Origin of the sequence: Citrobacter telavivensis (genome assembly GCA_009363175.1) — a bacterium.
GTDB classification, from domain to species: Bacteria; Pseudomonadota; Gammaproteobacteria; order Enterobacterales; family Enterobacteriaceae; genus Citrobacter_A; species Citrobacter_A telavivensis.
The window spans coordinates 2,753,574-2,767,110 of sequence record CP045205.1 but is presented as its reverse complement, the minus strand read 5'-3'; the positions used below and the strand labels follow the sequence as shown (position 1 = coordinate 2,767,110).

Sequence of the window (13,537 nt, the reverse complement as noted above, 5' to 3'; positions counted from 1 at the left end):
AGACAGACGCAAACGTTTTCGTATATACTGCGGCCAAATTTGTTGGGGGATATATTCATGACGTTATTAGGCACAGCGCTGCGTCCGGCAGCAACTCGAGTGATGTTATTGGGTTCAGGCGAACTGGGTAAAGAAGTGGCCATCGAGTGCCAACGCCTCGGTGTGGAAGTCATCGCGGTGGACCGGTATGCCGACGCGCCGGCAATGCACGTCGCGCATCGTTCACACGTCATCAATATGCTGGATGGCGACGCGCTTCGCCGCATCGTTGAACTGGAAAAACCGCACTATATCGTACCGGAGATTGAAGCCATCGCCACGGACATGCTGGTGACGCTGGAACAGGAAGGGTTGAACGTCGTACCCTGTGCACGCGCGACAAAGCTGACGATGAACCGTGAAGGTATCCGCCGTCTGGCGGCGGAAGAACTGGCGCTGCCCACCTCGACCTTCCGTTTCGCCGACAGCGAAGCCACCTTCCGCGCCGCCGTGGCTGAAATCGGTTATCCCTGCATTGTAAAACCGGTGATGAGTTCTTCCGGCAAGGGGCAAAGCTTCATTCGTACTGAAGCGCAACTGACGCAGGCGTGGGACTACGCGCAACAGGGCGGTCGCGCGGGTGCAGGTCGGGTGATCGTTGAAGGCGTCGTGAAGTTTGATTTTGAAATTACCCTGCTCACCGTAAGCGCCGTCGACGGCGTCCACTTTTGCGCCCCGGTAGGTCATCGTCAGGAGGACGGCGATTATCGTGAATCCTGGCAGCCGCAGCAGATGAGCGCGCTGGCGCTGGAACGCGCTCAGGAAATTGCCCGTAAGGTGGTGTTATCTCTGGGAGGTCATGGTCTGTTTGGCGTGGAGCTGTTTGTCTGCGGTGATGAAGTTATTTTCAGCGAAGTCTCCCCTCGCCCGCACGATACCGGCATGGTGACGCTGATTTCTCAGGATCTGTCGGAGTTTGCCCTGCATGTGCGCGCCTTCCTTGGCCTGCCCGTGGGTGCCATTCGTCAGTATGGTCCGGCCGCCTCTGCGGTAATTTTACCGCGACTGACCAGTCAGGACGTGACGTTTGGCAATGTTCAGAACGCCGTCGGTGCCGGTTTGCAGGTTCGTTTCTTTGGTAAGCCGGAAATTGATGGAACGCGTCGCCTGGGTGTGGCGCTGGCAACGGCTGACAACGTTGATGAGGCGATTGAACGTGCGAAGAACGCGGCGGCACAGGTGAAAGTGGCAGGTTAAGGAACAGATCTGTAGGCCGGATAAGGCATTAGCGCCACCATCCGGCAAAGCCCGATACTGGCGCTAACGCGTCTTATCGGGCTCACGGCTTACACGTTGATAGCTTACAGCTTCGCGCCTTCAACCGCTTCACGCGCCAGTTTGGTGATGCGATCGTAATCACCGGCTTCCAGCGCGTCGTTCGGCACCAGCCAGGAACCGCCGATGCACAGCACGCTTTTCAGCGCCAGGTAATCACGGTAGTTGGCCGGGGAGATGCCGCCAGTCGGGCAGAAACGCACCTGAGAGAATGGACCCGCAATAGCCTGCAGCGCTTTCGTACCGCCGTTGGCTTCTGCCGGGAAGAATTTGAACTCTTTCAAACCGTAGTCCATGCCCAGCATCAGTTCAGAAACGGTGCTGATGCCCGGGATCAGCGGGATTGTGCCTTCGGTTGCCGCTTTCAGCAGTGGCTCGGTCAGACCCGGGCTGATTGCGAACTGTGCACCGGCAGCGGTGACGTCTGCCAGTTGCTGCGGATTCAGCACCGTACCGGCTCCCACAATGGCTTCCGGAACTTCTTTGGCGATAGCACGGATAGCATCCATCGCGCAGGCGGTACGTAAGGTCACTTCCAGTACGCGCACCCCGCCCGCAACCAGCGCTTTTGCCATCGGCACCGCGTGTTCCAGTTTATTCACAACGATCACCGGGACTACCGGGCCGGTGGTCAGGATTGTTTCTGCACTTGTTTTCCAGTTTTTCATCAGAGTTCTTCTCTCGACTGATTACAAAATATGCCTTAAAAATGAATACAGGTTGCGCCCTGTTCCGCGCCGGACAACTTCTCACGCAGCGCGCTGAACATTTCACGCCCCGTTCCAATGCGCGATGCGCTCAGATCCGGGATGTGAGCCTGACGAGCGGCAAGCTCCGCCTCATCAACCAGCAGCGTCAATTCACCTGTCTGTCCGTTCACCCGAATAATGTCGCCATCGCGTACTTTTGCCAGCAAACCGCCATCATAAGCCTCCGGGGTGACATGGATGGCTGAAGGCACTTTACCGGAAGCACCGGAAAGTCGACCATCGGTAACCAACGCAATTTTGAAACGACGGTCCAATAATACACCAAGTGGCGGCATGAGTTTATGTAATTCTGGCATTCCGTTCGCTTTTGGTCCCTGATGACGCACAACAACCACGCAGTCACGGTCCAGCAGACCCGCTTCAAAAGCCGGTAAAACATCATGCTGACTTTCAAAAACAATGGCCGGCGCTTCAATCACCTGATTCTCAACCGGTACAGCGGACGTTTTCATGACCGCACGACCGAGGTTACCACTCAGCACTTTGGTGCCACCATGATGGGAGAACGGCTGGTCGAAAGAGGCAATCACATTGCTGTCCAGCGATTTGGCCGCGCCTTCACGCCAGTCAAGTTCGCCATTGTTCAGCCACGGCTCCAGGGTGTAGCGCTTCAGACCAAAGCCGGCTACCGTGTTGACGTCTTCATGCAGCAGACCCGCGTTCAGCAGTTCGCGCATCAGGACCGGAACGCCGCCCGCAGCCTGGAAGTGGTTAATATCCGCCGGACCGTTAGGATAGAGACGCGCCATCAGCGGCACGACGTCGGAAAGATCGGAGAAGTCATCCCAGTTAATCTGGATACCTGCAGCACGAGCCATCGCCACCAGGTGCATGGTGTGGTTTGTTGAACCGCCGGTCGCCAGCAGCGCGACAATCCCGTTCACTACCACTTTCTCATCAATCATTTTGCCGATTGGCATCCATTCGTTGCCGTTACCGGTCAGACGCGTCACCTGGCGCGCCGCCGCCGCCGTCAGCGCTTCACGCAGCGGAGCATCCGGGTGGACAAAAGAAGATCCCGGCAGTTGCATCCCCATGAACTCCACCACCATCTGGTTGGTGTTCGCGGTACCGTAAAATGTACACGTACCCGGCGCATGGTAGGAGGCCGCTTCAGATTCCAGCAGCGCCATACGGTCAACTTTACCTTCGGCATAGAGTTGACGAATACGGACTTTTTCTTTATTGGCCAGGCCGCTCGCCATCGGACCTGATGGCACGAAGATGGACGGCAGATGACCGAATGACAGCGCCGCCATCGCCAGACCCGGGACAATTTTGTCACAAACACCGAGGAACAGCGCGCCGTCGAACATGTTGTGGGACAGCCCGACCGCGGCGGACATCGCGATCACTTCGCGGCTCAGCAGCGAAAGCTCCATACCATCCTGACCCTGCGTCACGCCGTCGCACATTGCCGGAACGCCGCCCGCTACCTGCCCGACCGCGTTCGCGTCATGCAGCGCTTTGCGAATGATGTCCGGGTAATGTTCGTAGGGTTGATGTGCGGAGAGCATGTCATTGTAGGAGGTGATGATCGCAATATTGTTACGCAACATGCTTTTGAGAGAGGCTTTATCGTCTGGCTGGCAGGCCGCGAATCCGTGCGCCAGATTCCCGCATGCCAGTTGTGAACGGTGAACGGTTGAGGATTTAGCCTGTTCTATACGAGAGAGGTAGGCAGAACGGGTCTCACGGGAACGTTCAACAATACGTTGTGTTACGCGTAACAAATTAGGATTCATAGAAGCTCCTGAAATTTATCTGTCAGAGCGGTAGGTTTGGCAAGTTCATTTACTGTGGTTTAAAACACAGGAAACGCTTGTTAGCCGGAGCTCTGGGGCAAAATCGTTTCAGGCAGTGTAATAAAAAAAACCTCGTGGGTGAATCCACACGAGGCTTAAAAGTGCAAAAATTGTTCAACAATCTGTGTTAGATCATGTTACCGGTAAAATAACACGGAAGAGTTAGACGCTTTTTTACTCAAATTCATTCCAGGAACGACCATCACGGGTAATCATCGCCACGGAGGCGACCGGTCCCCATGTCCCTGCCTGATACGGTTTCGGCGCATCGTTATCCATCGCCCACGCTTCGGTGATGGAGTCGACCCACTTCCACGCCTCTTCCACTTCATCACGGCGCACAAACAGCGCCTGAATACCGCGCATGGTTTCCAGCAGCAGGCGCTCGTAAGCATCCGCCAGGTGCGTCTGATTGAAGGTTTCGGAGTAGCTCAGATCCAGCTTGGTAATTTGCAGGTTATGCTTGTGGTCAAGACCCGGGACTTTGTTCAGAACCTGAATATCCACGCCTTCATCCGGCTGCAGACGAATGGTCAGTTTGTTCTGCGGCAGATCCTGCCAGGACTCTTTGAACAGGTTTAGCTCAGGGGTTTTGAAATAAACCACAACCTCAGAGCATTTCGTCGGCAGACGCTTACCGGTACGCAGGTAGAACGGTACGCCCGCCCAGCGCCAGTTATCAATGTCCACGCGGATAGCCACAAACGTTTCGGTGTTACTGCTCTTGTTCGCGCCCTCTTCTTCCAGATAACCCGGCACTTTTTTGCCCTGCGCAAAGCCGGTGGTGTACTGACCGCGTACGGTCTTTTCGCGTACATTGGAACGATCAATGCGACGTAGCGACTTCAGTACCTTCACTTTTTCATCACGAATGGCGTCAGCGGTCAGATCCGACGGCGGCGACATCGCAATCATGCACAGAATTTGCAGCAGGTGGTTCTGGATCATGTCGCGCATCTGGCCGGCCTGGTCGAAATAGCCCCAGCGTCCTTCAATGCCCACCTCTTCTGCCACGGTGATTTCCACATGATCGATCGTGCGGTTATCCCAGTTATTGACAAACAGGGAGTTGGCAAAACGCAGCGCCAGCAGGTTCAGAACTGTCTCTTTCCCCAGATAGTGGTCAATACGGTAAACCTGGCACTCTTCAAAATACTCACCGACCTGATCGTTGATCTCGCGAGAGGTCGCCAGTGAAGTTCCGAGCGGTTTTTCCATCACTACGCGCGCCGGTTTGGCATTCAGTTTCGCTTCGCCGAGCCCCTTACAGATTGCGCCAAAAGTGCTTGGTGGCATCGCGAAGTAGTTGATCGTAGTGCGATTTTTCTGATCAAGCATCTCTCCCAGACGGGTAAATGCCGCAGTGTCGTTCACGTCCAGATTGCAGAAATCCAGGCGAGCGCTCAGGGTGTCCCACAATCCTTCATCGATCTTCTCTTTCATGAAGGTTTCGAGCGCTTCGCGCACGACCTTCGTGTAGGCATCTTTGTCCCAGTCGGCACGGCCTACCCCAATAATGCGGGTATCCGGGTTGAGCTGACCGGCTTTTTCCAGTTGATACAGGGAAGGCAGCAATTTACGACGCGCAAGGTCGCCTTTCGCGCCGAAAATGACCAGGTCACATGCCTGGGCTGTTTGCGTTACCGCCATGTCATTCTCCTTAGTTAGCTATCCTGGTACTTTGCCAGGCATTACTTGTAATTTTATTACAGTGCACTGTACTGCTTTTACGTGATTCCGGAAACCGTAAACGCTTAACCCACCGTGCGGTTGGCGTTTAACGGCGCAAAATGGTCAAAAACGTCGTCGATTTGCGACGCATAACGTTGAGTCAAAACACGATGCTGATCATGTAATGAAAAAAAACAACAACTATTCTGACCATTTTGCCCCCTTCTCAGGTTAGCAGGGGTACTATCTACCAAAATTGCCTCTCGATTTCTTGTATTGCTGAAATCGTCATATCTTTGAGTCTACATCATGAATATGCTGGAAAAGATCCAGTCTCAGCTGGAACATTTGAGCAAATCTGAACGCAAAGTCGCCGATGTCATCATTGCCTCGCCTGAACGGGCCATCCATTGCAGTATTGCCACGCTTGCACAAGAAGCCGACGTCAGCGAACCGACGGTGAATCGCTTTTGTCGCAGCATGGAAACCCGTGGCTTCCCTGATTTTAAACTGCATCTGGCACAAAGTCTGGCAAATGGTACCCCTTATGTTAATCGTAATGTGGATGAAGATGACAGCGTCGAGTCCTATACGGGCAAAATTTTCGAATCGGCGATGGCCAGTCTTGACCACGTTCGCCAGTCGCTGGACAAATCGGCGATCAACCGCGCGGTGGATCTGCTGACGCAGGCAAAGAAAATCGCGTTCTTTGGGCTGGGGTCTTCTGCCGCCGTCGCGCATGATGCCATGAACAAGTTTTTCCGTTTCAACGTCCCGGTTATCTACTCCGACGACGTCGTTTTGCAACGGATGAGCTGTATGAATTGTAGCGACGATGACGTGGTGGTGCTGATTTCACACACTGGTCGCACCAAGAGTCTGGTCGAACTGGCACAGATTGCGCGTGAAAACGATGCCATGGTGATTGCGTTAACCTCCGCCGATACGCCGCTGGCACGTGAAGCAACGCTGGCAATTACCCTCGATGTGCCGGAAGATACTGACATTTATATGCCCATGGTCTCTCGACTTGCGCAGTTGACCGTGATAGATGTGCTGGCTACGGGATTTACTTTGCGTCGTGGGGCAAAATTCAGAGATAACTTGAAGCGTGTCAAAGAAGCGCTCAAGGAATCGCGTTTTGATAAAGAACTGCTCATCAAGAGTAATGACCGCTAACAGCAATAATAAGTCCGACTTAAATTCATCATCCGGTTTTGTTCGCTATGCTTTGTAGACCCTAAATAATTCGCGTTGCGGGAAGGCGGCAACGCAGCGAATCCCCAGAAGCTGACTTAAGGTAGTGACTGGAGTGAGCGAGGAAGCCAACGCACAGGCAACGTGAAGTATGGCGGGTGTAGAAGGTTTTCAGAACGACCGGTTTATTGTTCACGCAACACCTAGTTGTTTCAGTCAACGGAGTATTACATGTCCAGAAGGCTTCGCAGAACCAAAATCGTTACGACATTAGGCCCGGCTACTGACCGCGATAACAATCTTGAGAAGATTATCGCCGCTGGCGCTAACGTCGTACGAATGAATTTCTCTCACGGTTCGCCAGAAGATCATAAAATGCGCGCGGATAAAGTTCGTGAGATAGCTGCCAAACTGGGACGCCACGTGGCCATTCTGGGTGATCTCCAGGGGCCAAAAATTCGCGTCTCTACCTTTAAAGAAGGCAAAGTATTCCTCAACATCGGTGACAAATTTCTCCTGGATGCCAACCTGGGTAAAGGTGAAGGCGACAAAGAAAAAGTCGGTATTGACTACAAAGGTCTGCCGGCAGACGTGGTACCTGGCGATATTCTGCTGCTCGACGATGGACGCGTGCAGTTAAAAGTGCTGGAAGTTCAGGGCATGAAAGTGTTCACGGAAGTGACCGTGGGCGGCCCGCTTTCCAATAACAAAGGCATTAACAAACTGGGTGGCGGTCTTTCCGCAGAAGCCCTGACCGAAAAAGACAAAGCCGACATCGTTACCGCCGCCCTGATTGGCGTTGACTACCTGGCGGTCTCTTTCCCGCGCTGCGGTGAAGATCTGAACTACGCTCGCCGCCTGGCGCGCGATGCAGGCTGCGATGCCAAAATTGTGGCAAAAGTTGAGCGTGCTGAAGCGGTCTGCGATCAGAATGCGATGGATGACATCATTCTGGCCTCTGACGTGGTGATGGTCGCACGTGGCGATCTCGGCGTTGAGATTGGCGATCCGGAACTGGTCGGCATCCAGAAAGCCTTGATTCGTCGTGCACGTCAGTTGAACCGTGCCGTGATTACCGCGACCCAGATGATGGAGTCGATGATTACCAACCCAATGCCGACCCGTGCGGAAGTGATGGACGTCGCAAACGCCGTGCTGGATGGTACCGATGCGGTCATGCTGTCAGCCGAGACGGCCGCAGGCCAGTACCCGGCGGAGACCGTCGCGGCGATGGCTCGCGTCTGCCTGGGTGCAGAAAAAATCCCCAGCATCAACGTCTCTAAACACCGTCTGGATATTCAATTCGACAATGTTGAAGAAGCGATTGCAATGTCCGCCATGTATGCAGCGAACCACCTGAAAGGGGTTACCGCGATCATTACCATGACCGAATCCGGTCGTACTGCGCTGATGACCTCTCGCATCAGTTCTGGCCTGCCGATTTTCGCCATGTCCCGACATGAGCGTACGCTGAACCTGACCTCGCTTTACCGTGGCGTTACGCCGGTCTATTTCGACAGCGCGGCGGATGGCGTTGTCGCGGCAAGCGAAGCGGTGAATCTGCTGCGTGACAAAGGCTACCTGGTATCAGGCGATCTGGTTATCGTGACTCAGGGTGACGTGATGAGCACCATCGGTTCGACCAATACTACGCGTATTCTGACCGTCGAGTAATTGTCTACTGATGCAAAAGGCCTCTCTTTCGAGAGGCCTTTTTTATTTGAGAGGGTAGAGATCTTTGCGCTTATAAGGCTGGATTTCACCCGGTTTTCGGGTCTTCAGCAGTTTCAGGATCCAGGTATATTGCTCGGGATGAGGGCCAACAAAAATTTCCACCTCTTCGTTCATTCGCCGGGCAATGGTGTTGTCGTCTGCGGTTAACAGATCGTCCATCGGCGGGCGCACCTGAATCGTCAACCGATGAGTGTCACCGTTATACAGCGGGAACAGCGGGATCACGCGCGCACGGCACACTTTCATCAGTCGACCAATGGCGGGTAGCGTCGCTTTATAGGTGGCAAAGAAATCAACAAATTCGCTGTGCTCAGGACCATGATCCTGATCCGGCAGATAATATCCCCAGTAACCCTGTCGTACGGACTGGATAAACGGTTTAATGCCGTCATTACGCGCATGCAAACGACCGCCAAAGCGGCGACGAACCGTGTTCCAGACGTAATCAAACACCGGATTTCCCTGATTATGGAACATTGCCGCCATCTTCTGTCCCTGTGATGCCATCAGCATCGCCGGAATATCCACGCCCCAACCGTGCGGCACCAGGAAGATCACCTTCTCATTGTTGCGGCGCATTTCCTCGATGATTTCAAGGCCTTCCCAGTCAACGCGCGACTGTATTTTCTCCGGGCCGCGAATCGCCAGTTCCGCCATCATCACCATGGCCTGCGGCGCAGTAGAAAACATGGCATCGACGATAGCCTCGCGTTCGGCTTCGCTACGCTCAGGAAAACATAAGGACAGGTTGATCAGCGCCCGACGACGCGAGCTTTTACCCAGACGTCCGGCAAAACGGCCCAGTTTCGCCAGTAGCGGGTCGCGAAAAGACGCAGGCGTTAAGGCAATACCCGCCATCGCCGCGACGCCCAGCCAAGCGCCCCAGTAGCGTGGATGGCGAAAAGACTTCTCAAACTCAGGGATGTACTCAATGTTATTCTTTTTTGTTTCCATGCTTATCCAGTGCCTGATGACGCGAAAAGTAAATCTGATGATAGTGTAGCGGCGCACCCTGCCGCGCACAAAATAAAAAAGCCGGCACACGCGCTGCGTACCGGCTTTAACGTCAGGAGTGATTAATCGAAGCGTAACTGCGGCAGAACCTCTTTCACCTGCGCCAGGTAATCGGTACGATCTTTACCGGTCAGACCTTCGGTACGCGGCAGCTTCGCCGTCAGCGGGTTAACCGCCTGCTGGTTGATCCACACTTCATAGTGCAGATGTGGACCGGTAGAACGCCCGGTGTTACCGGAGAGCGCGATACGATCGCCACGTTTGACCTTTTGTCCTGGTTTCACCAGCAGCTTACGCAGGTGCATGTAGCGCGTGGTATAGGTACGACCATGACGCACCGCCACATAATACCCAGCCGCCCCACTGCGCTTCGCCACGACGACTTCACCGTCACCCACGGACAGCACCGGCGTCCCCTGCGGCATCGCAAAATCCACACCTCTGTGCGGCGCGACACGTCCGGTAACCGGGTTAGCTCGACGCGGGTTGAAGTTAGACGAAATGCGGAACTGTTTCGCCGTCGGGAAACGCAGGAAACCTTTCGCCAGCCCGGTACCGTTGCGGTCATAAAACTTACCGTCTTCGGCACGGATAGCGTAGTAATCTTTACCTTCTGAACGCAGCCGCACGCCCAGCAACTGGCTCTGCTCGCGCTTGCCGTCCAGCATTTCACGGGACATCAGCACAGAGAACTCATCGCCTTTTTTCAGTTTGCGGAAGTCCATCTGCCACTGCATCGCTTTGATCACCGCACTGATTTCCGCGCTGGTCAGCCCGGCATCTTTCGCACTGGCCACGAAGCTGTTGCCGACGGTACCTTTCATCAGGCTGTTTACCCAGTCACCCTGCTGCGTTTCAGCGCTCATCTTAAAGCCGTTCGCCGCAGTACGGTCATAGGTACGGGTTTCACGACGCGACATTTCCCACGTCAGACGCTGTAAATCGCCGTCGGCGGTCAGCGTCCAGGAGAGCTGTTGACCAATCTTCAGATTACGCAGTTCTTTATCGGAGGCGGCAAGCTGGGTGATATCCCCCATATCAATGCCGTACTGATTCAGAATGCTGCTGAGGGTATCACCCGTCGAAACAACATATTCATGAACGCCCGCTTCCCCTGAGGTTTTGTCGTCCAGCTCATCCTGAGGAATGGCTTCATCTTCCTGTGCAGCCTGATCGATAGGCTCGCTGGCCTCCGGGAGCAGTGAACGAATTTCGCTCTTCTCCAGTTCGATCGTTTTAACAATGGGGGTGGATTCCGGGTGATAAACATAAGGCCGCCAGACGGCAACGGCCAGTGTCAGAACAGTAAGCGACCCCAACATGACGCGATGGGGTCTTGGCAGATTATTAAATGCCAGGGCGACAGAGCGGGCTATCTGTTGCACGTATTCACTTCCTCATTAATCTCCTTTCAGGCAGCTCGCATACTGGTTCGCTAGTTGGTTCAAGAACGCTGAATAGCTCGTTTTACCCAGTTTGATATTTGTCCCGAGGGGATCCAACGTTCCCATTCGAACGGATGTCCCTCTCGCAACGGCTTCAACGACCGCTGGCCTGAACTGTGGCTCAGCAAAAACGCAGGTTGCTTTTTGCTCAACCAACTGTGTTCTTATTTCATGTAAACGCTGCGCACCAGGCTGTATCTCAGGGTTGACGGTAAAATGACCCAGCGGAGTGAGTCCGTAGTGTTTTTCGTAATAGCCATAGGCGTCGTGAAAAACGAAATAGCCTTTACCCTTGAGCGGTGCGAGCTCGTTACCGACCTGCTTATCGGTTGCGGCTAATTGTGCCTCAAAATCCTTCAGGTTGGCGTCAAGTTTGGCTCGACTTTGCGGCATAAGTTCCACTAATTTTTCATGGATTGCAACCGCTGAGGCCCGCGCTATCTCTGGGGAGAGCCAAAGATGCATGTTGTAATCACCATGATGGTGATGCGCATCACCTTTTTCGGCGTGCCCATGATCGTGGTCATGGTCATCATCATCATCATCTGCCCCTTTCATGAGCAACGGTTTCACATCTTTGAGCTGCGCAATCGTTACCTGTTTAGCTTCGGGAATATTACTGACGGACTTTTCCATGAACGCTTCCATCTCAGGTCCAATCCAGACAACTAAGTCCGCGCCCTGTAAGCGTTTTACGTCAGATGGACGCAGTGAATAGTCATGTTCGGATGCCCCATCCGGAAGTAAGACTTGTGTATCCGTGACGCCATCAGCAATGGCAGAAGCAATGAACCCTAATGGCTTAAGAGAGGCGACAACAGCGGCATTTGCCGCCTGTGTTGCACTGCCCCAAAGAGCGGCGGATAATGCAGCGAAAAGAAGCGTATTTTTATGTAACATAATGCGACCAATCATCGTAATGAATGTGAGAAATGTGATATTATAACATTATATAACTTCTGCAAGACTAAAATTGACATGACGACTTTGGTTTCACTGGAAAATGTCTCGGTCTCTTTCGGTCAGCGCCGCGTCCTTTCTGACGTGTCGCTCGAACTGAGACCCGGAAAAATTTTAACGCTGCTCGGCCCAAATGGTGCCGGGAAGTCAACGCTGGTTCGGGTCGTCCTCGGGCTGGTAGCCCCGAATGAAGGGGTGATCAAGCGTAACGGCAAGCTGCGAGTTGGCTACGTTCCGCAGAAATTGTATCTTGATACCACCCTGCCGCTCACCGTCAGTCGTTTCCTGCGCCTGCGCCCCGGAACGAAGAAAGATGACATCCTGCCAGCTCTGAAGCGCGTGCAGGCCGGGCATCTGATTGACGCGCCAATGCAAAAGCTCTCCGGAGGAGAAACGCAGCGCGTACTTTTAGCGCGTGCGCTCCTCAACCAGCCGCAACTTCTGGTGCTTGATGAACCCACTCAGGGCGTGGATGTCAACGGCCAGGTCGCGCTGTATGACCTTATCGATCAGCTACGTCGCGAACTGGATTGCGCCGTGCTGATGGTGTCTCATGACCTGCATCTGGTGATGGCAAAAACGGACGAAGTGCTGTGTCTGAACCATCATATTTGCTGTTCAGGCACCCCTGAAATCGTTTCCATGCACCCGGAATTTATCTCGATGTTCGGCCCTCGCGGCGCGGAACAGCTGGGGATTTATCGTCATCATCATAATCATCGCCACGATCTACAGGGTCGTATTGTGTTGCGCCGGGGAAATGGTCACTCATGATTGAATTATTACTGCCTGGCTGGTTAGCCGGGATCATGCTGGCCTGTGCGGCAGGTCCGCTGGGTTCGTTCGTCGTCTGGCGTCGGATGTCCTATTTTGGCGATACGCTGGCGCATGCGTCGCTGCTTGGCGTCGCCTTCGGTTTGTTGCTGGATGTGAATCCTTTCTATGCGGTCATTGCCGTCACGCTGATGCTGGCGGCGGGTCTGGTGTGGCTGGAGAAACGCCCTCACCTCGCCATTGATACACTGCTTGGCATTATGGCGCACAGTGCACTGTCGCTGGGTCTGGTGGTGGTCAGCCTGATGTCAAATATTCGCGTGGATCTGATGGCCTACCTGTTTGGCGATCTGCTGGCCGTGACGCCGGACGATTTGATCTCTATCGCCATTGGCGTGGTTGTCGTGCTGGCAATCCTCTTCTGGCAATGGCGCAATCTGCTGTCGATGACCATCAGCCCCGATCTGGCGTTTGTCGATGGCGTGAAGTTGCAGCGCGTGAAGCTTCTGTTGATGCTGGTCACCGCCTTAACCATTGGCGTGGCGATGAAGTTCGTCGGGGCGCTGATCATTACCTCGTTGCTGATTATCCCTGCGGCCACGGCGCGTCGTTTTGCCCGTACGCCGGAGCAGATGGCGAGCGTTGCGGTAGGGATTGGGATGATAGCGGTTACAGGCGGGCTGACCTTCTCGGCCTTCTACGATACCCCTGCGGGTCCGTCAGTCGTGCTGTGCGCCGCAGTGCTGTTTATTTTCAGTATGATGAAGAAGCAGGCAAGCTGACGGGGTGTTGCCGGATGGCGGCGCTGTCGCGACTTATCCGGCCTACGTGGTTTGTAGGCCCGATAAGCGAA

General features: G+C 54.2%; 11 protein-coding genes. 5 read left to right on the top strand and 6 right to left on the bottom strand.

Annotated elements, in window-relative coordinates; translation table 11 throughout:
• Positions 1–57 precede the first annotated feature (57 nt).
• Positions 58–1,236 (top strand): formate-dependent phosphoribosylglycinamide formyltransferase, encoded by a 1,179-nt coding sequence (gene purT / locus GBC03_15510; protein ID QFS71509.1) that lies wholly within the window; start codon positions 58–60, stop codon positions 1,234–1,236.
• A 104-nt stretch (positions 1,237–1,340) separates the two neighbouring features.
• On the opposite strand, the gene eda is transcribed toward purT, so the two are convergent.
• The 3 genes from eda to zwf all read right to left on the bottom strand — a co-directional run bounded on the left by eda (position 1,341) and on the right by zwf (position 5,539).
• Positions 1,341–1,982, bottom strand: a complete 642-nt coding sequence (eda, locus tag GBC03_15505) for a bifunctional 4-hydroxy-2-oxoglutarate aldolase/2-dehydro-3-deoxy-phosphogluconate aldolase (protein QFS71508.1) — start codon at positions 1,980–1,982, stop codon at positions 1,341–1,343.
• 35 nt (positions 1,983–2,017) lie between these two features.
• A complete protein-coding gene (gene edd, locus GBC03_15500) occupies positions 2,018–3,829 on the bottom strand; it encodes a phosphogluconate dehydratase (protein QFS71507.1) in 1,812 nt (603 codons plus the stop codon).
• Between the two features lie 234 nt (positions 3,830–4,063).
• Positions 4,064–5,539: a glucose-6-phosphate dehydrogenase gene (zwf, locus tag GBC03_15495; GenBank protein ID QFS71506.1), complete on the bottom strand. Its 1,476-nt coding sequence runs from the start codon at positions 5,537–5,539 to the stop codon at positions 4,064–4,066.
• A gap of 330 nt (positions 5,540–5,869) precedes the next feature.
• Between zwf and hexR the strand changes: the two genes are divergently transcribed.
• A complete protein-coding gene (hexR, locus tag GBC03_15490; protein QFS71505.1) occupies positions 5,870–6,739 on the top strand; it encodes a transcriptional regulator HexR in 870 nt (289 codons plus the stop codon).
• A 249-nt stretch (positions 6,740–6,988) separates the two neighbouring features.
• A complete protein-coding gene (gene pyk / locus GBC03_15485; protein QFS71504.1) occupies positions 6,989–8,431 on the top strand; it encodes a pyruvate kinase in 1,443 nt (480 codons plus the stop codon).
• Between the two features lie 42 nt (positions 8,432–8,473).
• Here pyk and lpxM read toward each other — a convergent pair whose 3' ends face one another.
• From lpxM to znuA, 3 genes are all read right to left on the bottom strand, one after another.
• A complete protein-coding gene (gene lpxM / locus GBC03_15480) occupies positions 8,474–9,445 on the bottom strand; it encodes a lauroyl-Kdo(2)-lipid IV(A) myristoyltransferase (GenBank protein QFS71503.1) in 972 nt (323 codons plus the stop codon).
• A 122-nt stretch (positions 9,446–9,567) separates the two neighbouring features.
• The gene (mepM, locus tag GBC03_15475) at positions 9,568–10,890 is read right to left on the bottom strand and encodes a murein DD-endopeptidase MepM (protein ID QFS71502.1); all 1,323 of its coding nucleotides are present in this window, start codon (positions 10,888–10,890) and stop codon (positions 9,568–9,570) included.
• A gap of 15 nt (positions 10,891–10,905) precedes the next feature.
• Positions 10,906–11,850 (bottom strand): zinc ABC transporter substrate-binding protein ZnuA, encoded by a 945-nt coding sequence (znuA, locus tag GBC03_15470; protein QFS74022.1) that lies wholly within the window; start codon positions 11,848–11,850, stop codon positions 10,906–10,908.
• A 78-nt stretch (positions 11,851–11,928) separates the two neighbouring features.
• On the opposite strand from znuA, the gene znuC reads away from it, so the two are divergent.
• Both znuC and znuB read left to right on the top strand, forming a co-directional pair.
• Positions 11,929–12,684, top strand: coding sequence for a zinc ABC transporter ATP-binding protein ZnuC (gene znuC, locus GBC03_15465; GenBank protein QFS71501.1), 756 nt, complete (start codon positions 11,929–11,931; stop codon positions 12,682–12,684).
• On the top strand, positions 12,681–13,466 hold the full coding sequence (gene znuB, locus GBC03_15460) for a zinc ABC transporter permease subunit ZnuB (GenBank protein QFS71500.1): 786 nt from the start codon (positions 12,681–12,683) through the stop codon (positions 13,464–13,466). The genes znuC and znuB overlap by 4 nt, the downstream gene beginning before the upstream one ends.
• Positions 13,467–13,537 lie beyond the last annotated feature (71 nt).

Coding starts and splice junctions, on each gene's coding strand:
- hexR (QFS71505.1), top strand. CDS start 5,870: ATGAATATGCTGGAAAAGATCCAGTCTCAGCTGGAACATTTGAGCAAA.
- pyk (QFS71504.1), top strand. CDS start 6,989: ATGTCCAGAAGGCTTCGCAGAACCAAAATCGTTACGACATTAGGCCCG.
- znuC (QFS71501.1), top strand. CDS start 11,929: ATGACGACTTTGGTTTCACTGGAAAATGTCTCGGTCTCTTTCGGTCAG.
- purT (QFS71509.1), top strand. CDS start 58: ATGACGTTATTAGGCACAGCGCTGCGTCCGGCAGCAACTCGAGTGATG.
- znuA (QFS74022.1), bottom strand. CDS start 11,850: ATGTTACATAAAAATACGCTTCTTTTCGCTGCATTATCCGCCGCTCTT.
- znuB (QFS71500.1), top strand. CDS start 12,681: ATGATTGAATTATTACTGCCTGGCTGGTTAGCCGGGATCATGCTGGCC.
- lpxM (QFS71503.1), bottom strand. CDS start 9,445: ATGGAAACAAAAAAGAATAACATTGAGTACATCCCTGAGTTTGAGAAG.
- eda (QFS71508.1), bottom strand. CDS start 1,982: ATGAAAAACTGGAAAACAAGTGCAGAAACAATCCTGACCACCGGCCCG.
- zwf (QFS71506.1), bottom strand. CDS start 5,539: ATGGCGGTAACGCAAACAGCCCAGGCATGTGACCTGGTCATTTTCGGC.
- edd (QFS71507.1), bottom strand. CDS start 3,829: ATGAATCCTAATTTGTTACGCGTAACACAACGTATTGTTGAACGTTCC.